Source organism: uncultured Brachybacterium sp., assembly GCF_947500705.1.
In the GTDB taxonomy this organism is placed as follows: domain Bacteria; phylum Actinomycetota; class Actinomycetes; order Actinomycetales; family Dermabacteraceae; genus Brachybacterium.
The window spans coordinates 268,974-289,693 of the sequence record NZ_CANMSY010000002.1; the positions used below are offsets into that span (position 1 = coordinate 268,974).

The following is a 20,720-nucleotide window of genomic DNA, read 5'->3' on the forward strand; positions in this document are numbered from 1 at the left end:
CGGCGCGGATCAGACCTCGGGGTAGGCCTCGACATCCGGGGCGATCATCGCCGAGCGGGCCTCGACGGCGGAGCGCACGATGTCGTCCAGGCCGTGCTCGGACTTCCAGCCGAGGGTCTGGGCGATGCGGTCGCCGGAGCAGATCAGCCGTGCCGGGTCCCCGGCGCGCGGAGCTCCGATCTCGGGAGTGATCTCGATGCCCTTGGCCCGGGCGATCGCGTCGATCACCTCGAGCACGCTCGATCCCTCGCCGGTGCCGACGTTGAAGGTCCGGTGGGGACGCTCCTCGCCGCGCAGGTAGTCCAGGGCGGCGATATGCGCGTGGGCGAGGTCGAGCACATGCACATAGTCGCGGATGCAGGTGCCATCAGGGGTGTCATAGCTGTCGCCGAACACGATCGGTGCCTTCCCCTGCTCGAGCCGGTCCAGCACGATCGGCACCAGGTTCATCACCGCGGTGTCGGCCAGCTCGGGCCAGCCCGCACCAGCCACGTTGAAGTACCGCAGAGCGACGGTGCGCATGTCGTGGGCGTGCTCGGCATCGGCGAGCATCCACTCCCCCACGTACTTGGTCGCGCCGTAGGGGTTGATGGGCTGCGGGGCGAGATCCTCGGTGACGAGGTCCACGTCCGGCATGCCGTACACCGCGGCGGAGGAGGAGAACACCACGTCGCGCACGTCGGCGCTCGCGCAGGCGGAGAGCACATTGGCGAGGCCACCGATGTTGTCATGCCAGTACATCTCGGGATTGGCGACGGATTCGCCCACCTGCTTGTGCGCGGCGAAGTGGATCACGGAGTCCGCGCCGCTGGCCCGCATCTGGAAGGCGAGCTTCTCGCGCGCGTCCGGGAGGGTCACGTCGAGCTCGATGAGCTCGGCGCCCTCGGTGCGCTGTCGCAGACCGGTGGAGAGGTTGTCGACCACGACCACCTTCTGCCCCTGTTCGAGCAGGAGTCGCACCACGTGCGATCCGATATATCCGGCGCCACCGATCACAAGAGTCGTCATGGGTGGATCCTACCGGGCTGGGATCAGGTGACGCTCACGGGCACGACACGCCGACGAGTCGTCGCCGAGAACACGGTTGTCCCCCTCTGGGGAGGGATTTCGGTGCTCTCGGCGGGCGATTCGCGGAGGTGGACGGTCGCGGGTCGCGGTGCGAGCCCCTGGCGGTCAGCTCCAGGAGCTCGAGAGCGGGCGGCCCTCGTTGAACCCTGCGGCACCCTGCAGCCCGATCACTGCCCGCTCGCGGAACTCCTCGGTGCTGGCCGCTCCCGCATAGGTGTAGGAGGAGCGCACCCCGGCGGTGATCTCGTCGAGCAGATCCTCGACGCCGCCCTTTCCTTCGGTGAGGTACATGCGCGAGGTGGAGATGCCCTCCTCGAACAGACCCTTGCGAGCACGCGCGAAGGCATCCTCATGGGCGGTGCGGTGGGACACCGCGCGCTTGGAGGCCATGCCGAAGGACTCCTTGTAGCGGCGCCCGGCCTCATCGGTGCGCATCTGGCCGGGCGACTCATAGGTGCCCGCGAACCAGGAGCCGATCATCACGTTGGACGCTCCTGCGGCGAGCGCGAGCGCGACATCGCGCGGGCGACGCACTCCGCCGTCGGCCCAGACGCGTCCGCCCAGCCGGCGAGCCTCTGCGGCGCATTCCAGCACGGCGGAGAACTGGGGCCTGCCCACGCCCGTCATCATCCGGGTGGTGCACATGGCGCCCGGCCCGACTCCCACCTTGACGATGTCGGCGCCGGCCTCGATCAGCTCGCGGGTGCCCTCAGCGGTGACGATGTTGCCCGCGGCCAGGCGCACCGCGGTGCCCTCGCGGGGCCCGAGCGCCTCGCGGGCGAGACGGAGCGCGTCGATCATCTTGTCCTGGTGCCCGTGGGCGGTGTCCAGCACGATCACATCGACCCCGACGGCGACCAGCTCACGGACCCTGGCGGCGACATCGGCATTGACGCCGACGGCGACCGCGATCCGCAGCCTGCCCTCGGCATCGGCCGCCGGGTGGTAGATGGTCGAGCGCAGCACCCCGGTGGCGGTGAGCACCCCGCGCAGCACCCCGTCCTCATCCACCACGACTGCGGCGTCGTGGTGGGTCGCAGCGATCCTGCCGTGCAGCTGTGCAGGGCTCACCTCGAGGTCGCCCGGGTGCAGGATCGGCACGTCTTCGCTGAGCACCTCGCCGACCTCGGAGAACGAGTCACGCCCGGCGATCTCCTCCGCGGAGATGGTGCCGAGCGGGCGACGCTGCTCGTCGACCACCACCACGATGCCGTGGGGCCGCTTGGGCAGCAGATCAGCGGCCTGGCCGAGGGTGCCGGTGACGGTGAGGGTGAGCGGGTGGTCCACCATCAGGTCGCGGGATTTCACCGAGCGCACGATCGAGGTGATCCGCTCCGGGGAGAGATCCTGGGGCAGCACCGCGAGGCCACCACGCCGTGCCATCACCTCGGCCATGCGCCTCCCGGTGACGGCGGTCATATTCGCGGCGATCAGCGGGATCGTGGTCCCGGTGCCGTCATCGCTGCTGAGGTCGACGTCGAAGCGCGAGGTGATCGCGGAACGTGCCGGCAGGAAGAAGCAGTCGTCGTAGGTGAGGTCGGTCGACGGAGTGTGGATCAGACGCATGCGGCCAGGATACGGCTGGCCCCATCAGCCCCACCTCCACGAAGTTCTCACAGGCTGGTGCATGACCATCCAGCGTCATGCTCCTAGGATGTAGCGCATGACGGACCCGCCCTCAGCCTCACGGCGCAGGCGCCGTCGGTCCGGCAGACATCAGCAACCGGTCCGACGCGCCCCTTCGACACCGCTTCCCCCCGAGGAGGCGCGCAGAAATCGCGATGCCGCCTTCGGCACCCCCAATCCCAAGCGCAGCTGGCTCGGCGGATCCTCGGATTCAGCGCCGTCCGCGCCTACTGCGTCCTCGGCCCCCTCGGCGTCCTCGGCATCTGCGGCATCCCCGGCCCGCGGTGACGACTCTCCTCGATCCGCAGCTCGGTCTGCAGAGCCGCCGCCACCTCGATCCCTCGAGCAGCCGGCGGCGCCACCGCCCACCCGGCCCAGGGGCCGGCGGGCCGCCTTCCCCCTCGACCAGCTCGGCAGCGACGGATCCCCCGGACCGGCAGCCACCGGTCCTGTCGGAAGTGGCGCCGCCGGTTATGGTGGCGCCGCCGGGAATGACGCCGTCGGGACTGGTGCTGTCGGCTCTGGGGAGTCGGCGCCTGATCGGCATGCCACGACAGAGCCCGTCACCGAGCAGGACCTCTGGTCGACCACCGCTGACGACGCCTCCGCACAGGAGCCGGTCACCTCGGCTCCCCTGGCCCCGCCCGTCGGGGCCTCGCCGGCGACGCGGGTCGCCGAGCCCACAGCAGCCACGGCGTCCCCCTCCGGGTCTCCGACGGCACACAGGCCGAGGGTCGTCCCCGGTCGGGAGACGCCGCTCTCCCGCACCTCCGCAGCGCACTCCGGCGATTCTGCCGAGCACGCCGGAGCGCCGACTGCGCACTCCAGTGCGTCAGCCGTTGCGTCCGACGACGCCGCCCAGGACGAGGACCGCTCGGAGAGTGCCGCTTCCGGCTCGCTGCCGCGGGTCGCGTTCTGGACCGTGCTCACCTCGCTGCTGCCCGGTGCGGGGCTGGTGACCACTCGCCTGCGCCGCCTCGGTGTGGTGCTGCTGGCGGCGGTGCTGCTCGCGCTGGTCGCCGTGGCGGCATTCCTGCTGCTCGGCGATCCGCTGCGCAACGGAATGATGATGGCCACCGATCGAGGCGTGCTGATCGGCGCGATGCTCGCCGCCGGCGTCGTGGGACTGGTCTGGGCGCTCCAGATCGTGCTCGCGAATCTCGCGCACTCGACTCGGGAGCGGCTCCAGGGCGCGAAGCGCTATCTCGCCCTGGCCCTGGCCGCGCTGATGGTCGTGGCCGTCGCGGTGCCGTTCGGCCGCGGGGTGCAGTCCCTGTGGGCGCTGCAGGGCCTGATCGGCTCCGAGTCCGTGTTCGGCGGAGGTGACGGCGGCGACCACCCCTTCACCTCCGGGAAGGACCCGTGGGCCAGCACGGAGCGGCTGAACGTCATGCTGCTGGGCCAGGACGCGGGCGCAGACCGCACCGGAACCCGTCCGGACACCATCATGGTGGCCTCGATCGATACCGCGACCGGACAGACGGCGCTGTTCTCGATCCCCCGCAACCTCGAGAACGTCGAGTTCCCCGACGGGACGGTGGCCGCGGAGACGTTCCCCGACGGCTTCGACTACTTCGGCCAGGATCAGAACCTCATCAACGCCGTGTGGACCTGGGCGGAGGATCGCCGTGATCTGTTCCCCAACGATCCGGAGCCGGGCCTGACGGCGACCCAGTGGGCGGTCGAGGAGACCCTCGGTCTCGAGATGGACTATTACGCGATGGTGAACCTGCAGGGCTTCGAGGACCTCGTGGACGCTCTGGGCGGCGTGGACATGGTCGTCGAGCGCCGGATCCCGATCGGCGGCGGTGCCGCCGAGATCGACGGGTACATCGAGCCCGGGCAGCAGAAGCTCGACGGCTTCCATGCGCTCTGGTACGCACGCTCCCGCGAGGGTTCCAATGACTTCAACCGCATGTGCCGCCAGCAGCGCATGGTGCGGGCGGTCACGGAGGAAGCGGATCCGACGACGCTCGCCCTGTCGATTCCCCGCCTGGTCAACGCGACCGAGGAGAACATCGTCACGGACATCCCGGTGGGCAACCTGGATGCCTTCGTCAACCTCGCGCTGCGGGTCAAGGACGGCGGCTTCACCTCCTATCCGATCACCCAGGACGTCACCTTCTCCGGTGATCCGGACTTCGACTACCTCGAGCAGTGGGTCGATGCCTCGATCGAGGACTCGATGACCCAGGACGCACCGGAGTCCGTGCTCGGCGAGACCGAGCCCGGCTCCACTGCTCCGGCGGAGACCGGGACTGCCCCGGACGAGGAGGAGCAGACGCCCGGTCCCGATGAGGGCTCCGCGAGCGCGGAGGACACGGAGGACGCTCCGAGCGAGGAGCCGAGCAGCGACGCCGAGGCGTCGACGGCGGAGGAGTCCGCCGACCCCGGGGCCGGCGAGGAGAGCTCCCCGGCACCCGAGATCGAGAAGGACCCGCTGAAGTCCTGCCTGCCCGGCTACGAGGAGTGAGAAGCCGGCACCCTGAAGCGGCCCTGCCCACCGTCCGGTGAGCAGGGCCGTTCTTCTGCGGGACGGACTCAGTCCACGAGCTGCAGCAGCGCGTTCTCGATCAGCTCGGGCATCGCCGGGTGGATCCAGTACTGGGTGGCGGTGATGTCCCGGGCGGTCTGCCCGGTGCTCATCGCCTGGATCAGCAGCTGGACGAGGGTGGTCGCCTCGGGACCGATCAGGTGCGCACCGAGGATCTCGGTGGTCTCCGCGTCGACGATCAGCTTCGTGAACCCGGTGGTGTCCTCCATCGCCCAGCCATAGGCGATCGAGGCGTACTCCTGGACCGCGACCTTCACCGTGCGACCGCTGCGCCGGGCCTGCTCCTCGTCCATCCCCACCCAGGCGACCTGCGGATGGGTGAACACGCCGCTGGGGATCGGCATGGTGTCGCTGCGGCGCAGCTGCTCGGGGTGCAGGATGTTGTGCCGCACGATGCGCTGCTCATGGTTGGCGACATGCTTGAGCTGGTGCGCGCTGGAGAGGTCGCCGAAGGACCACAGCCCCTCGAGCACCTTCCCGCCACCGAGCACGCGCTGGTGCTCGTCCACCTCCACCCGGCCGTCGGCGGCGATGTCGATGCCGGCGGCATCGACGTCCAGCAGGTCCGAGTTCGGGCGGCGGCCGATGGCGACCAGCAGCTCGTCGGCCTGGATCAGCACCTCGGCGCCATCCCGCTCGCCGCGCAGCTCGATGCCCTCAGCGGTGCGACGCACCGAGGTCGTGCTCAGCCCCCGCTCCAGCCGCAGCCGCTGGCCGAGGATCTGGGTGAGCCGGGAGGAGACGTCCGCGTCCGCGGAGCGCAGCACCTGCTGGGAACGGGCGATCAGGGTGACCTCCACGCCGAACGAGGCGAAGACGTGCGCCATCTCCACCGCGATCACGCCGGAGCCCAGGATCGCGAGCGAGGCCGGGAGCCGGTCGATCCGCATGATGGTGTCGGAGGTGTGGGGCTCCGCCTCGGCGAGACCCTCGATCGGCGGCAGCGTCGGGCGCGATCCAGCGCCGAGCACGATGGTGTCGGCGCTGATCGTCTGCACGGAACTCCCCTCGCCGTCGTGCCCACGCACTTCGAGCGTCTTCGGGCCCGTGAAGCGAGCGGTGCCGCGCAGCAGGGTGAGGTTCGCATTGTCCTCATGGTCGCGGCGGTACTGCTCCCCGCCGGTGGAGATCGCGTCGATGCGCCCGAAGATGCGGTCACGGATCGCCGGCCAGTCCACCTGGCTCAGCTGCTCGGTGAGCCCGAAGCGGGCGGCTTCGGCCGGGGTGTGGGCGAGGTTCGCAGTGTGCACGAACATCTTGGTGGGGATGCACCCGAGATTGATGCAGGTGCCGCCGAAGACGTGGTCCGGGCCCACGCCGCGGTCGATCTGGACGATGCTGCGGCCTGCGAACTCCGGGCCGGGGAAGGAATTCGCGGAGCCGGAGCCGATCAGGGCGATGTCGTAATGCGTCACGTCGGTCATCGCCCCAGGCTAGCCGGGGTGGCGTCCGAGGATGGCACAATGACGCGAGCGTGGGATGGTCCGCGCTCCGTTGCGTTCCGAGGAGTCTGCTCGATGTCTGCTTCGCCCCGTTCCGCCCACCATCCCGCCGATGCCCACGATCTGATCCGCGTGCGCGGTGCCCGGGTGAACAACCTCCGCGACATCTCCCTCGACATCCCCAAACGGCGGCTGACGGTCTTCACCGGGGTCTCCGGCTCGGGCAAGAGCTCGCTCGTGTTCGGTACCATCGCCGCCGAGTCGCAGCGGATGATCAACGAGACCTACAGCTCCTTCGTGCAGGGGTTCATGCCCCAGCTGGCGCGGCCCGATGTGGACTCCCTGGAGGGCCTGACCACCGCGATCATCGTCGACCAGGAGCGGATGGGCGCGAACGTCCGCTCGACCGTCGGCACCGTCACCGATGCCAACGCCTACCTGCGCACCCTGTTCTCCAAGCTCGCCGAGCCGCACGTCGGCGGCCCTGGCGCGTATTCCTTCAACGTCCCCAGCGTGAGTGCCGCCGGGGCGATGACGGTGCAGAGGGGTGACAGGACCATCGCGGAGAAGGCGAGCTACTCCCGGGTCGGTGGGATGTGCCCGCGCTGCGAGGGCATGGGGCAGGTCACCGATCTGGATCTCACCGAGCTGTTCGACGAGGACAAGTCGCTCGAGGAGGGTCCGTTCCTGGTGCCGGGGTACTCGGCCGGCGGCTGGTACGAGAAGCTCTTCGCCTCCTCCGGCTTCTTCCCGGCTGATCAGCCGATCAAGTCCTTCACCAAACGTCAGCTCCACGACTTCCTGTACAAGGAGCCCACCAAGGTGAAGCTCGACGGGGCGAACATGACCTATGAGGGCCTGATCCCCAAGATCCAGAAGTCGATGCTGTCCAAGGACCGCGACTCGATGCAGCCGCATGTGCGGGCCTTCGTGGATCGGGCGGTCACCTTCATCGTGTGCCCGGACTGCGAGGGGACGCGGCTCGCTGAGCACGCCCGCAGCTCACGGATCGACGGGATCTCGATCGCCGACGCGACCGCCCTGCAGATCACCGACCTCGCGGCATGGATCACTGCTGTGCGCTCGCGGCACGGCAGCGCGAGCGTCGCCCCGCTGCTGACGAACCTCTCCGCCCTCCTGGACGCCTTCGTGCGGATCGGCCTGGGCTATCTCTCCCTGGACCGGCCCTCGGGCACCCTCTCGGGGGGTGAATCTCAGCGCACCCGCATGATCCGCCACCTCGGTTCGGCGCTCACCGACGTCACCTATGTGTTCGACGAACCGACGATCGGGCTGCACCCCCATGACATCGCGACCATGAACTCGCTGCTGGAGGACCTGCGGGACAAGGGCAACACGGTGCTCGTGGTCGAGCACAAGCCCGAGACGATCGCGATCGCCGATCACGTCATCGATCTCGGCCCGCGGGCGGGTTCCGAGGGCGGCGTCGTGCAGTACGAGGGGGATCTGGCCGGGCTGCGCGCCTCGGGGACCCTGACCGGCGCGCACCTGGACCGCAGGGTATCGCTCAAGGAGGAGGTCCGCACGCGCTCCGGAGTGCTCGAGATCCGCGGTGCCGACCAGCACAATCTGCGCTCCGTGGACGTGGACATCCCACTCGGGGTGCTCACCGTGATCACCGGTGTCGCCGGTTCCGGGAAGAGCTCGCTGGTGCACGGCTCGCTGCCGAAGGACGCCGGCGTGATCGCGGTGGACCAGACCGCGATCCGCGGCTCCCGACGCTCCAACCCGGCGACCTACACCGGGCTGCTGGAACCGATCCGGAAGGCGTTCGCGAAGGCCAATGGGGTCAAGCCCGCCCTGTTCTCGAACAACTCCGAGGGCGCCTGCCCCGTCTGCAAGGGCACCGGGGTGATCTACACCGAGCTCGGCTTCATGGAGACCGTCGCCGCCCCCTGCGAGGAGTGCGAGGGTCGGAGGTTCCGCACCGATGTGCTCGACTATCGCTTCGGGGGGAAGAACATCGCCGAGGTGCTCGCACTCTCGGTCGCCCAGGCCCGGGAGCTGTTCTCCGCCGCGGAGACGAAGGTGCCGGCCGCCGCGAAGTTGCTGGGCCACCTGGACGAGGTGGGGCTCGGCTATCTCACCATCGGCCAGCCGCTGACGACGCTGTCGGGCGGTGAGCGCCAGCGCCTCAAGCTCGCCACGCACATGGGCGACACGGGAGGGATCTACGTGCTCGACGAGCCGACCACCGGCCTGCACCTGGCCGATGTGGACCAGCTGCTCACCCTGCTGGACGGCCTGGTGGACTCCGGGAAGACCGTGATCGTCATCGAGCATCATCAGGCGGTGATGGCCCACGCCGATCACCTCATCGATCTGGGACCGGGGGCCGGACAGGAGGGCGGCCGGATCGTCTTCGAGGGCTCCCCCGCCGCGCTGGTCGCCGACGCCTCGACCCTCACCGGGAAGCATCTGCATCAGTACGTCGGCGCCTGAGCGCGCACATCGATCCGCGCAGTCGAGCCGTCCCCGCCCCACGTACCCTGGTGCTCGTGTCCCGTCCCGTCCCCGCTCCCCTCGCCTCCTGGCTCGACAGTCTGGTCTGCCCGCGCTGCCGACGCGCGCTGGAGCTCGTGGACCGCACGCTGCGCTGCGCCGAGCGGCATTCCTTCGACATCGCTCGGGCCGGCTACGTCTCGCTGCTCACCGGAACGCCTGCCACCAGCGGCGATGACGACGATATGGCGCGAGCCCGCGACACCTTCCTGGCCACCGGCGCCTATGCCCCGTTGCAGGACGCGATCGCGGATCTCGCTCCGAGCGCCGCCCGCAGGATCCTCGACATCGGAGGCGGCACCGGCTACTACCTGGCGGGGCTTCTCGACCAGCTTCCCGCTGCGCAGGGACTGGGGGTGGACACCTCGGTGAGAGCGCTGCGCTTCGCCGCTCGTGCTCATCCGCGCGCCGCGGCGGCGAGCTGGGACGTGTTCACCCGCTTCCCCCTGCGGGACGCCGTCGCCGATCTGGTGCTCGATGTGTTCGCGCCCCGCAATCCGGAGCAGTTCGCGCGGGTGCTGGAGCCCGGTGGCCATCTCCTGGTGGTGCGGCCCGACGCCGATCATCTCGCCCAGCTGCGCGCACAGGTCCCGGGCATGGTCGGTGTGGACCCTCGCAAGGAGGAACGCCTGCATGAGGCCCTGGATCCGCTGTTCACCACCGTCCGGACCGTGCCCGTGCGCTTCGATCTGTCCCTCGGCGCCGCCCTCGCCCGGGACCTGGTGGCCATGACGCCGAGCGCACGCCATGTGGCCGACGAACAGCTCCGGCCGCTGCTGACCGGCACCCGTGAGGTCACCGTCTCCGTACGGGCGAGCCTCCACCGTCGGCGCTGAATCTTGCGCCGACCCGCAGAGGTCGATCCCCGCGCCTCACCGCGACACCCTGACCTGATGGCTGGCGCTCGCGCTGTGCTCACCTAGGCTGGGAGGTCCGAGACCCTCAGGGAAGAAGGAGCGTCCGTGGCAGATCGCCGCTGCGTATTCATCGATTTCGACGGCACCTTCGCACATCGCGGGGTGGCCCCACGGGCCCACGCGGACGCCGTCCGTCAAGCACGCGAGAACGGGCACGTGATCCTGCTGTGCACCGGCCGACCCCGATCCATAGTCGCCGACGAGGTCGCGGCGCTCTTCGACGGCGTGGTGGCCTCCGCCGGCGGCTGGATCGACGTCGGCGGCCGGCTGCTGCGTGATCATCGCTTCCCCGAGGGGCTGGGTCCACGCGCGGTCGAGGTGCTGCAGCGTCACGACATCCCGTTCACCCTGGAGACCCCGGAGGCGCTGCTGTGCACGCCGCGTTCCGCCCGCGAACTGCGCACCCGGGTGCGCCCGCCGCTGCCGGAGGACGGCGTGGGCAACGGCCTGCAGGACCTGATCGATGCGATCGTCATGCCCGAGGATCTGGCGTCCGTCTCCTTCGCGAAGATCTCCCTGTGGGGGTCGCCGGTCAGGATCGAGCAGCTGGCTGCGGAGATCGGGCCCGAGGTGGGGGCCCTGCCCAACTCGATGACGGCGGACGTCAGCTCCGGGGAGCTGCATCTGGTCTCGATCGACAAGGCCGACGGGGTGCGGATCGTCGCCGATCATCTGGGGATGCCTCTCGCCTCGACGGTCGGCATCGGTGACGGGATGAACGATCTGGGCATGCTGCGGGCGACCGGGACCGCGATCGCGATCGACGGCGCCCCCGCAGAGGTTCTGGAGGCCGCCGGAGGCTGTACGGTGCCGGGGCCTCTCGAGCACGGCATCGTCACTGCCTTCGAGCACCTCGGAATGCTCTGAGCCGGGAGGCCCCAAGGGCGCGGACCTCTCCCCCGGACTCGATGCGCCAGGTCAGCTGCGTCGGTGCAGACCCACCAGCACCAGCCCGGCCGCGGTCACCAGGGCGCCGGCTCCGAGCATGATCACTCCCTGAGGCATCATCGCCGCCTGGAAGTGCCCCTCGAAGACCTGGACGACCGGGCCGAGGAAGGCCGTCTGGTCGATCGAGTCGGGCACGACGGCCTCCACCTGCTCGCCGATCCACCAGACTCCCGCCCCAGCCAGGATCCCGCCGAGGCCGGCCATGATCAGCAGGGCGCGGCGATGGGAGGCGATCAGCAGGGCCAGGGCGAGCAGCACGAGCGCCGCTGGACCCGTCCACTGCGCCCACGGAGTCACGGCGGAGGCGCGGGTCAGCAGCGGGACGTCGGGGATGCTGGCCAGGGTGATCGTCGCGTCCTCGGGGCGCGGGATCTCGATCGGCAGCTTCTCCTCGACCGGGGTGAGGATCCGGTCGATCACCGGAGCGAGGTCGACGTCCAGGTCCGAGGCGCCCGGGGAGAAGAGCGCCCCGTGCACCTCGGACATGGTGGCATTCCACAGCGTGGCGTACACGCCGGTGCCGGTCAGCGCCGCCGCCTGCTCCTCGGCCAGCGGCGCGAGGCTCTCCTCGATCCAGCCCGGGATCCGCTCGTCGCCCATGAGCATCTCGACGGCGCTGTCGCTCATGGTGCGCTGGAAGTCGGGATCCTCGGCAAGGGGCTCGGTGATGGCGAGGAAGCCCTCGCGCTCGACCACGTGGTGATGGAGCCAGGTGGTCGGCGCCCACAGCGCACCGAGCACGACGGCGAGGAGGAGCAGGGCGACGGCAGAGAGATCACGGACGGAGGACACGTGCACACGGTACCGGTCCCGGGTGCACGGAGTCGGGAGCCGCGGAATGACAGCGGCCCCGCACCACGACGTGGTGCGGGGCCGCTTCGGCGAGGAAGCTCAGCCGACGCGGATGAAGGTCCAGCTGCCGGAGAAGATGTTGCGCTCGGAGGTGTCCACGCGGCTGTTGCCGGCGTCAACGAACTGGTTGCCGCCGGCGTAGATGCCGATGTGACCGGGCTTGTAGACCAGGTCGCCGGGACGTGCCTCGGAGCGGGAGATGACGGTGCCGGCAGCTGCCTGGTCACCGGCGCCGCGCGGCAGGTTGACGCCGTGCTGGGCGTAGACCCACTGGACGAAGCCGGAGCAGTCCCAGCCGGAGGGGGAGGTGCCGCCGTAGACGTAGGGGGTGCCGATGCCGGAGCGTGCGGTGGCCAGGATCGAGCCGCCCTTGGCTGCGGAGGGAGCCGGAGCGGACTTCTCCTCGGTCTTCTCCTGCGTGGAGGACTGGGAGGAGCTCGACTCGGAGGAGCTCGACCCGGAGGAGCTCGACTCGGAGGGGCCGGACTCCTCCTGCTCGGAGCCGCTCTCGCGGCTGGAGCGCTCCTCGGAACGCGAGGCGCTGTCGTCCCCGCGGGTCTCGGTGCCCTCGCTGGACGAGTCGTCCTGCGCGGTGGACTGCTCCTGCTCGGCGGCCTCGAGCTCAGCGGCCTCGAGCTCGGCGGCTTCACGCTCAGCGGCCTCGAGCTCGGCGGCTTCACGCTCAGCGGCCTCGGCGGCAGCGATCTCCTCCTCGGTGGGACCCACCTCGATGGAGATGGTGCCGGCGACCGGAGCGAGCGCGGGCTCGGCCTCAGCGGTCGCGACCTCGATGGCCGGGATGCCCACGGGGGCGATGGCGGGGCTCAGCTGCGCGGAGGCGGCATCTGCCTGGGGTGCGTCGGCCTGCGGATCGGCCGTCGCGGCGGCCGCTCCTCCGAACAGCATGGCGGCGGCCATCGCTGCACCGGCACCGGCGCGTCCCGCCCGGGAGACGGGGGTCACCGTGCGCATGGCGCGGCGGTGGGTGTTGTTCGCAGTTTTCGACACGTTGTGGCTCCCAGCCCCGGGGTAAGACCCTCGCGCAGCTCCGACGTCCCGCATCCCGTTCCGGTGCGCGTGGGGCTTCCGGAGGGAGTGCCGAGGACCTTGTCGCCTTGGCACGCCCTCGAGACTAGGTGCCGCGACCCGTCCGCGTCAGGGTGACAGGAAGCTTCTGGGGAGAGCTTGACGGAGCCTTTACCCGGCGGTCTGCGTCGTCACATGGAGCTGATCGGCCACCACGTCACCCACGGCGACCTCGCCTCCCACGGGGCCCCGCAGCACGAAGCTGCCCGCCACTCTCTCCACTGCTATCTGAGCCCCGGGAAGAATGCCCTGACGTGCGAGTTCTCCGAGCAGCGCGACGTCGCTCTGGATCCGTTCCCCGATGCGCTCCAGGCGCACCTGGCGGGTCTCGCCATCGGCGACCGCCTCGCTCAGCTCGCGAGCGGGGTTGGAGGGGTCTTTACCTGCCAAGGTGGTCTGGGTCTCGTCGATCCCGAGGGCGGCGAGGCCCGGGATCGGGTTGCCGTAGGGGTCCACGTAGGGCGGGGTCATCTGCTGGGCGAGCCGCTTCTCTACCTCGAGGCTCATGACGTGCTCCCAGCGGCACGCCTCCTCATGGACGTGCGCGTAGTCCAGGCCGATCACATCCAGCAGATGCCGCTCGGCGAGGCGATGCTTGCGCATCACGTCGGTGGCCACCGAGGTTCCCTCCTCGGTCAGCCGGATCCGCCGCTGATCATCGAGATGGAGCAGGCCGTCCCGCTCCATGCGGGCGACGGTCTGGGAGACCGTGGGGCCGGAGTGGCCCAGACGCTCAGCGATGCGGGCCCGCATAGGGGCTATGCCGGCCTCATGGAGCTCGAACACCGTCTTCAGATACATCTCTGTGGTGTCGATGAGATCTCCGGACACGGGCCCTCCTCAGTAGCTGCACGACTGGCTCGGACCAGCTTAGTCTGCGCACCGGGAGGCCATCGGCGATTACGCCACCGGCGTCGGGCGGGGACGGGAGCTCGGCGCGGGCTCAGGCGGGAGCTCGGCGCGGGCTCAGTCCCCGCTCCCCCACCCCTCAGAACACGCCGCACCACTGCACTCGAGAACACCGATACCTGCCACATCCGGAAGGAATCGGTGTTCTCGACGCAGCGTTCCCGGCGCGTCTCGGGCCCGCGTGACAGGCCCGCGCCTCAGGCCCGCGTCTCGGGCCCGCGTGACAGGTCCGCGTCCCCGGGACCGGCGTCACTCAGGACAGCCCGCTGCCCCGGACCCTCGCGGGGGTCCGGGGCAGCGGGTCAGGGACCGGTCAGAGGCCCTTCATGATCTCCCGCATCAGGTCAGCGGTCTCGGTGGGGGTCTTGCCCACCTTGACGCCGGCGGCCTCGAGGGCCTCCTTCTTGGCCTGTGCGGTGCCCGCGGAGCCGGAGACGATGGCGCCGGCATGGCCCATGGTCTTGCCCTCCGGGGCGGTGAATCCCGCGACGTAGCCGACGACCGGCTTGGTCACGTGCGCCTTGATGTACTCAGCCGCCCGCTCCTCGGCGTCGCCGCCGATCTCACCGATCATCACGATGCCCGCGGTCTCGGGGTCCTTCTCGAACGCCTCGAGCGCATCGATGTGGGTGGTGCCGATGACCGGGTCGCCGCCGATGCCGATGGCGGTGGTGAAGCCGATGTCAGCCAGCTCGTACATCATCTGGTAGGTCAGGGTGCCGGACTTGGAGACCAGGCCCAGCTTGCCCGCACCGGTGATGTTCGAGGGGGTGATGCCCGCGTTGGACTTGCCGGGGCTGATCAGACCCGGGCAGTTCGGCCCGATGATGCGGGTCGAGCCCTTCTCCTGCGAGTAGTTGAAGAACTCGGCGGAGTCCTTGACCGGGATGCCCTCGGTGATGATCACCAGCAGCTCGATCGCGGCGTCGATCGCCTCGATCGCGGCGCTCTTGGCGAACTTCGGCGGCACGAAGACCACCGAGACGTTCGCACCGGTGGCCTCCATGGCCTCGGCGACGGTCCCGAAGACGGGCACCTCGACGCCACCCTCGAAGGTGACGGACTGGCCGGCCTTGCGAGGGTTCACGCCGCCGACGATGTTCGTGCCGGAGTCGAGCATGCGCTGGGAGTGCTTCATGCCCTCCGAGCCCGTCATGCCCTGGACGATGACCTTGCTGTTCTCATCGAGAAAGATAGACATGTCGGGTGCTGCTCACTTTCCTGCGGCGGCGAGCTCGGCAACCTTCGCGGCGCCGCCGTCCATGGTGTCGGCCTGGGTGACGAGGGGGTGGGCGAAGTCGGCGAGGATCTTGCGACCCTCCTCGACGTTGTTGCCGTCGAGGCGGACCACGAGGGGCTTGCTGATCGCGTCACCCTCCTTCTTGAGCGCGCCGACGATGCCGTTGGCGACCGCATCGCAGGCGGTGATGCCGCCGAAGACGTTGACGAACACGGCGGCGACCTGCGGGTCGTTGAGGATCACGTCGAGGCCGTTGGCCATCACCTCGGCGGAGGCGCCACCGCCGATGTCGAGGAAGTTCGCGGGCTTCACGCCGTGGGACTCACCGGCGTAGGCGACCACGTCAAGGGTGGACATGACCAGGCCCGCGCCGTTGCCGATGATGCCGACCTCGCCGTCGAGCTTGACGTAGTTGAGATCCAGCGCCTTGGCCTTGGTCTCCAGCGGGTCCTCGGAGGCGACGTCGACGAGCGCGGCGTGGTCCTCGTGGCGGAACCCGGCGTTCTCGTCGATCGTGATCTTGCCGTCCAGTGCGACGATGTCACCGGCGCCGGTCTTCACCAGCGGGTTCACCTCGACCAGGGTGGCGTCCTCGTTCTTGTAGACGTCCCAGAGCTTCTCCAGCACGGGGGCGATCTTCGCGCCGGTCTCGGCGTCGAAGTTCGCGGCCTCGACGATCTCCTTCGCCTTGGCCGCATCGATCCCGACGTTGGGGTCGACAGCCACGCGGGCGAGGGCCTCGGGGCGCTCGACGGCGAGCTGCTCGATCTCCATTCCGCCCTCGACCGAGCACATGGCCAGGTAGTTGCGGTTGGCCCGGTCCAGCAGCAGCGAGAAGTAGTACTCCTCGGCGATGTCGGCACCAGCCGCGATCATGACGCGGTGCACGGTGTGGCCCTTGATGTCCATACCGAGGATCTCGGAGGCCTGCTGCTCCGCCTCCTCGGGGGACTTGGCGATCTTGACGCCGCCGGCCTTGCCGCGGCCACCGGTCTTCACCTGAGCCTTGACGACGACGACCGGGGTGCCGAGCTTCTCTGCGCCGGCCTTGGCGGCCGCCGGATCCTCCGCGACAACTCCTCCGAGCACGGGCACGCCGTGCCTCTCGAAGAGATCGCGAGCCTGGTATTCATACAGGTCCACGGGGTGGGTTTCCTCTCGATGTCGGCAGTGGGCGGCTGGCCGAACTGGCCTCGATGCCACCCCTGGGAACATCGCCAGGGTATCGCTTCCACGACTGCGATCGCACCACGGGCAGCAGTGTGCGTGGAGTCTCACTCGATGCGGTCACGAGCTGGCGCTCCCTCGCGCCCGGATGGCCTCTGCACGCTCCGCGCGGCCCCGGCCCCGGCCCCGGCCCCGGCCCCGGCCCCGTCTCCGCCGCGTCTCTTCCTGGGTCTCAGCCCGTGTCTCGGCCTGGGCCTCAGCCCATGTCTCGGCCTGGGTCTCGGCCTGAGTGCGTGTCCAGCCGGCGCGACTACGATGACGGGATGAATCGACGACCCCGCGGCCTGGTCCGGCGAGTACGGGACCACATCGGCTTCAGCGTGATCGCGATCGGCGTGCTGTTCATCGTGCTGCGGCTGGTCGGGGTGCGCTCCACGTTCGCGGGCTTCGTCCTGTCCGTGGCGATCACGCTGGCGCTGAACGTGGGCCTGTCCTATTACAGCGACTATCGCGCGAAGCATCCCCGGCCACAGCGGGAGAACCGCGGAGGCGGAGACATCCGCTTCCGTGAGGACGACGGCCGGGATCAGCGCCGCATGGACCCTCGTGACCCCGATCGCCTCCCTGTGCGCGAGCGTCGCGACGAGAACCGCTGAGAGGAAGAGCCGCCATGGCCGATTGGAAGACGTACGCGAAGGCCGCTAGCAATACGGCCCGCAAGCAGGCCCCGGGGGCGCGCGACGCCGCCCGGCGCGCTTCCGACCGAGCGGGCGGGTATGTCCGCGCCGCCGGGAAGGCGATCGATGAAGGACGCGACGAGAACTCCTCGCCGCGGACCGCAACCTCAGAACGGCCCCGGCTCGACGGCGACAAGCTCCGCAGCGACGCCTCCGCCTATTACACGGTGGCAAGCCGCCGGGCGACGGCGGCGAACATCGGCCCCCGGATCCTGCGCTCTCTGCGGGACGCTCTGCTGATCGGGCTGTCCCTCTTCATCATCTGGGGAGTGCTCGCGGCGGCCGGGATCCCGATCCCGTTCACCACCGTGCTGATCATCGTCGCGGTGATCGTGGTGCTCAGCTTCGCGGGCGGCGTGTATGCGCAGTGGAAGCGCGCCCGAGAGGCGCAGCCGCCCGCTGCAGAACCCCGCGCCTGACCAGCCTCCCCTCCGCGCGGGGAATCACCCCGCGCAGGAAAATTCAGGCTCCGGGACCGGCCCGCCGCGCCTGAGCCTCCTCCAGCCACTCCTCACCGGGAGCAGCACCGCGGGCACCTGCGCCGTCAGGGTCAGCGCCGCCAGGACCTTCACCGCGCCCGGGGTGCGGGCCACGGATCTATTCTGGACAGGTCCCTGCCCGTGGCTCGACCGGATGCGCGTCGTCCTGGCCGGAGCGTCCCCAGAGGTGGTCATGCCTGAGCCGTCCCTCCCCCACGCCCCCGTCCCGCTCGGCGGTCGTCCCCGCCCAGAGGGCTCGTCGGGCCGTGGCTCCTGGCATCGCCGTGCATCCCGCCCCGTCTCGTTGTGGATGGTGGCGCTGGTCGTGGTGGTGCTGACCCACCAATGGATCCCGCAGTCGCGCTGGCTGCTGGTGCACATGGTGACCCTGGGGCTGATCACCACCTCGATCATGGTGTGGGGTCAGCATTTCACCGAGGCGCTGCTGAAGACCCGCCTGGGTCAGGAATCCCGACCCCGGCAGCTGAACCGCATCCGGCTGCTGAGCGCCGGGGTGCTGGTCACGATCCTCGGCATGCTGCCGACCTGGCCCTGGGTGGTGGTGCTCGGGGCACTGATGGTCTCCACAGCGCTGGTCTGGTACGCCGCAGCGCTCGGTGCCCAGATCCGAGCGGCCCTGGCACCTCGCTTCGAGTTCACCGTCAAGGCGTACATCGGTGCCGCCTGCCTGATCCCGGTGGGTGCGACGCTCGGCGCTGTGATGGCGTTCAGTCCGGGCGAGCCGTGGCAGGGGCGCCTGCTGCTCGCCCACCAGCTGGTGAACATCCTCGGCTTCGTGGGGATCACTGTCACCGGCACCCTGCTGACGCTGTGGCCCACGGTGCTGCGCACCCGGATCGAGCTGGCCGCGGTGCGACGCTCAGCGGGCGGCCTGCTGGGCATGCTGCTGGCGGTGCTCGGCGCGACCGCAGGCGCCCTGCTCGGCTCGACGCTTCTCGGCAGCGCCTTCCTGCTCGCCTACCTGGGCTCCTTCGCCTGGGTCGCGGTGACCCTGGTCCAGGTGACGCTCCGCGCCGCCCGCCAGGAGCGCAAGGTGCCGCTGCCGCTGTTCCCCGTGCTGTCGATTGCTGCCGGGGTGCTCTGGTTCGCGATGACCGTGGTGGGGCTGCTGGTGATGTGGTGGCGATCGGCCGATGAGCAGCTCGCCAGCTCGTTGGTCGCCGCGGACATCCAGCAGCTGACGGTTCCGTTCGTGACCGGTTTCCTGCTGCAGGTGCTGCTGGGGGCGATGAGCTATCTGCTGCCGGTGACGATGCGCGGCGGGCCGCGGTCCACGAAGGCCGCGCTCGAGGTGATGAGCCGTTTCGCGGTGCTGCGCACCGTCACGTACAACCTCGTGGTGGCGCTGTTCGTGCTCACCGGGCTCGGGACCGCCACCTCCGGGGCGGTGTTCGCAGCGCTCACCGTCGGAACGGCCGATGTCGCGGACTTCGGTTCCTTGTCACGGGTGGTGCTCTCGCTGCTGGGCTTCGCGGCCCTGGTCACCTTCCTGGTGCTGATGGGACTGGCGATCAGGGCAAGCGTGCGGAATCGAGGCGTCGGCCTGCCGATGCCGGTCCAGGCCCGTGACGTGGCGCCGGGAGCTGTCGCCGTGGCCGGGCCCGCCACGACGGCTCCCGCAGGCGAGGCGGCCCCGTCGCCCGCGCAGCCCCCTGTCGGCGCGGCGGCCTCATCCTCCACCCCGGCCCCGTCCAGGGCAGCGGTCGCATCGGTGTCTCGCTCCGAGGGGATGGACCGTCGAGCGCTGACCGAGGCGCTGCTGGGCATCGGTGCGGTGCTGGGAGCGACGGCGCTGGGCACCTCGCTGGATCGTGCACAGGGGTCGGTCCCGGACCATGGCGCTCTGCACGGCGCCGGCGCGGTGTCCGGCGGCGCGGTCGTCCCCACCGGGACGACCACCACGATCGCGGTGAGCATGGCGGAGATGCGCTTCACCCCAGCGGTGCTCGAGGTGCCTGCTGGGGACACGCTGGTGATCGAGCTGAGCAACGACGATCCCTATGACGTCCACGACCTCGTGCTCGCCAGCGGCGTCTCCTCCGGCCGGTTGCAGCCCGGGGCGATCACCACGGTGGAGGCCGGGGTGATCGGCCACGACCTGGCGGGCTGGTGCTCGATCGTCGGACATCGTGCGATGGGGATGACCCTTCAGATCACCGCGCTCGGCTCGAGCGCCTCACCGGGAGCCGAGCGTCCGGCCGCCGGCACCACCGGGCTGGAGCTCGCTCGGATCCCGCTGGATCTGCAGGCCGCTCCGGGGGCCGACCACCGCACGCGGACGGCGCTTCTGCCGCCGAGCGCAGGGCCGCAGCAGCGCCTCACCCTCGAGATCACGGAGGTCGACTCCGAGATCGCTCCCGGAGTGCGGATGGATGCCATGACCTTCGGGGGCACGGTGGTCGGCCCGGTGCTGCGTTCCGAGCTCGGGTCACGGCTCGCCGTCGACCTGGTGAACCATGGCTCGATGGGCCACTCGCTGGACCTGCACGCCGGGCGCATCTCCCCGGACCAGTCGATGCGCACGATCCCGCCCGGTGAGAGCCTCGAGTACTCGATCACCACCGACCATGCGGGGATCTGGCTCTATCACTGCTCGACCATGCCGATGAGCGTGCACCTGGCCGCCGGGATGGTGGGAGCCCTGATCGTCCCGCCGGCGGTCCTGGCGGAGGTGGACCGCGAGTACGTGCTGGTCCAGTCCGAGCATTACCTGGTGCCCGAGGGCGCCGCCGGATATGACGCGGCGATGCACGAGGGCGCCCACCCTGTCAGCCCCGCGAAGATCGCGGCCGAGCAGCCGGACGTCACCGTGTTCAACGGCCACGCCAACCAGTACGTCCATGCTCCGCTCGAGGCACGGGTCGGCGAACGGGTGCGCCTGTGGGTGCTCGCCGCGGGCCCCTCGCGAGGTATCTCCTTCCATGTGGTGGGCGGAGTGTTCGACACGGTGTTCAAGGAGGGCGAGTACCTGCTGCGCCCGGACAACGAGAACCGGGGAGGCTCGCAGGCACTGGACCTCGCGGCAGCGCAGGGCGGATTCGTCGAGCTGGTCTTCGAGGAGCCCGGCACCTATACCGCGGTGAACCACTCCTTCGTGGAGATGGAGCGGGGGGCACGGGCGCTGATCAGGGTGACCGACTGAGCATCCGCT

The 20,720-nt window shown here is 70.0% G+C and carries 15 protein-coding genes; 7 read left to right on the forward strand and 8 right to left on the reverse strand.

The features are described from left to right. Positions 1 to 9: 9 nt before the first annotated feature. Together galE and Q0937_RS04365 are read right to left on the reverse strand one after the other, a co-directional pair. Positions 10 to 1,008, reverse strand: coding sequence for a UDP-glucose 4-epimerase GalE (gene galE, locus Q0937_RS04360; protein WP_299300112.1), 999 nt, complete (start codon positions 1,006 to 1,008; stop codon positions 10 to 12). 165 nt (positions 1,009 to 1,173) lie between these two features. Then, positions 1,174 to 2,634, reverse strand: coding sequence for a GuaB1 family IMP dehydrogenase-related protein (locus Q0937_RS04365; RefSeq protein WP_299300114.1), 1,461 nt, complete (start codon positions 2,632 to 2,634; stop codon positions 1,174 to 1,176). Positions 2,635 to 3,616: 982 nt separating this feature from the next. On the opposite strand from Q0937_RS04365, the gene Q0937_RS04370 reads away from it, so the two are divergent. Then, positions 3,617 to 5,167 (forward strand): LCP family protein, encoded by a 1,551-nt coding sequence (locus Q0937_RS04370; RefSeq protein ID WP_299300116.1) that lies wholly within the window; start codon positions 3,617 to 3,619, stop codon positions 5,165 to 5,167. Positions 5,168 to 5,235: 68 nt separating this feature from the next. Here Q0937_RS04370 and Q0937_RS04375 read toward each other — a convergent pair whose 3' ends face one another. Next, positions 5,236 to 6,672: a mycothione reductase gene (locus Q0937_RS04375; protein WP_299300118.1), complete on the reverse strand. Its 1,437-nt coding sequence runs from the start codon at positions 6,670 to 6,672 to the stop codon at positions 5,236 to 5,238. 93 nt (positions 6,673 to 6,765) lie between these two features. On the opposite strand from Q0937_RS04375, the gene Q0937_RS04380 reads away from it, so the two are divergent. The 3 genes from Q0937_RS04380 (at position 6,766) to Q0937_RS04390 (ending at position 10,997) form a co-directional block, all read left to right on the forward strand. Then, a complete protein-coding gene (locus Q0937_RS04380) occupies positions 6,766 to 9,153 on the forward strand; it encodes an excinuclease ABC subunit UvrA (RefSeq protein ID WP_299300120.1) in 2,388 nt (795 codons plus the stop codon). A 56-nt stretch (positions 9,154 to 9,209) separates the two neighbouring features. After that, positions 9,210 to 10,049: a putative RNA methyltransferase gene (locus Q0937_RS04385; RefSeq protein WP_299300122.1), complete on the forward strand. Its 840-nt coding sequence runs from the start codon at positions 9,210 to 9,212 to the stop codon at positions 10,047 to 10,049. Between the two features lie 126 nt (positions 10,050 to 10,175). Beyond that, positions 10,176 to 10,997, forward strand: coding sequence for an HAD hydrolase family protein (locus Q0937_RS04390; protein ID WP_299300124.1), 822 nt, complete (start codon positions 10,176 to 10,178; stop codon positions 10,995 to 10,997). A 51-nt stretch (positions 10,998 to 11,048) separates the two neighbouring features. Here Q0937_RS04390 and Q0937_RS04395 read toward each other — a convergent pair whose 3' ends face one another. The 5 genes from Q0937_RS04395 to sucC form a co-directional block, all read right to left on the reverse strand. Next, positions 11,049 to 11,870 carry a hypothetical protein gene (locus Q0937_RS04395; RefSeq protein WP_299300126.1) on the reverse strand — a complete coding sequence of 274 codons (822 nt, stop codon included), beginning with the start codon at positions 11,868 to 11,870 and terminating at the stop codon, positions 11,049 to 11,051. Between the two features lie 99 nt (positions 11,871 to 11,969). Further along, positions 11,970 to 12,938 carry a C40 family peptidase gene (locus Q0937_RS04400; protein ID WP_299300128.1) on the reverse strand — a complete coding sequence of 323 codons (969 nt, stop codon included), beginning with the start codon at positions 12,936 to 12,938 and terminating at the stop codon, positions 11,970 to 11,972. A gap of 189 nt (positions 12,939 to 13,127) precedes the next feature. Next, positions 13,128 to 13,847, reverse strand: coding sequence for a metal-dependent transcriptional regulator (locus Q0937_RS04405; protein WP_299300129.1), 720 nt, complete (start codon positions 13,845 to 13,847; stop codon positions 13,128 to 13,130). A 391-nt stretch (positions 13,848 to 14,238) separates the two neighbouring features. Further along, positions 14,239 to 15,126 (reverse strand): succinate--CoA ligase subunit alpha, encoded by an 888-nt coding sequence (gene sucD / locus Q0937_RS04410; protein ID WP_299300131.1) that lies wholly within the window; start codon positions 15,124 to 15,126, stop codon positions 14,239 to 14,241. 12 nt (positions 15,127 to 15,138) lie between these two features. Beyond that, on the reverse strand, positions 15,139 to 16,308 hold the full coding sequence (gene sucC / locus Q0937_RS04415) for an ADP-forming succinate--CoA ligase subunit beta (RefSeq protein ID WP_299300133.1): 1,170 nt from the start codon (positions 16,306 to 16,308) through the stop codon (positions 15,139 to 15,141). Positions 16,309 to 16,655: 347 nt separating this feature from the next. Between sucC and Q0937_RS04420 the strand changes: the two genes are divergently transcribed. The 3 genes from Q0937_RS04420 (at position 16,656) to Q0937_RS04430 (ending at position 20,711) form a co-directional block, all read left to right on the forward strand. Further along, positions 16,656 to 16,988: a hypothetical protein gene (locus Q0937_RS04420; RefSeq protein WP_299300135.1), complete on the forward strand. Its 333-nt coding sequence runs from the start codon at positions 16,656 to 16,658 to the stop codon at positions 16,986 to 16,988. A gap of 14 nt (positions 16,989 to 17,002) precedes the next feature. Continuing rightward, the gene (locus tag Q0937_RS04425; protein WP_299300136.1) at positions 17,003 to 17,488 is read left to right on the forward strand and encodes a hypothetical protein; all 486 of its coding nucleotides are present in this window, start codon (positions 17,003 to 17,005) and stop codon (positions 17,486 to 17,488) included. 253 nt (positions 17,489 to 17,741) lie between these two features. Beyond that, positions 17,742 to 20,711, forward strand: coding sequence for a multicopper oxidase domain-containing protein (locus Q0937_RS04430; protein ID WP_299300138.1), 2,970 nt, complete (start codon positions 17,742 to 17,744; stop codon positions 20,709 to 20,711). The last annotated feature ends 9 nt before the right edge of the window (positions 20,712 to 20,720 follow it).

What these genes read in the sequence shown, in the direction of transcription:
- galE (WP_299300112.1), bottom strand. Translation starts at nt 1,008, where the DNA reads ATGACGACTCTTGTGATCGGTGGCGCCGGATATATCGGATCGCACGTG.
- Q0937_RS04365 (WP_299300114.1), bottom strand. Translation starts at nt 2,634, where the DNA reads ATGCGTCTGATCCACACTCCGTCGACCGACCTCACCTACGACGACTGC.
- Q0937_RS04375 (WP_299300118.1), bottom strand. Translation starts at nt 6,672, where the DNA reads ATGACCGACGTGACGCATTACGACATCGCCCTGATCGGCTCCGGCTCC.
- Q0937_RS04380 (WP_299300120.1), top strand. Translation starts at nt 6,766, where the DNA reads ATGTCTGCTTCGCCCCGTTCCGCCCACCATCCCGCCGATGCCCACGAT.
- sucD (WP_299300131.1), bottom strand. Translation starts at nt 15,126, where the DNA reads ATGTCTATCTTTCTCGATGAGAACAGCAAGGTCATCGTCCAGGGCATG.
- Q0937_RS04420 (WP_299300135.1), top strand. Translation starts at nt 16,656, where the DNA reads ATGAATCGACGACCCCGCGGCCTGGTCCGGCGAGTACGGGACCACATC.
- Q0937_RS04425 (WP_299300136.1), top strand. Translation starts at nt 17,003, where the DNA reads ATGGCCGATTGGAAGACGTACGCGAAGGCCGCTAGCAATACGGCCCGC.
- Q0937_RS04430 (WP_299300138.1), top strand. Translation starts at nt 17,742, where the DNA reads ATGCCTGAGCCGTCCCTCCCCCACGCCCCCGTCCCGCTCGGCGGTCGT.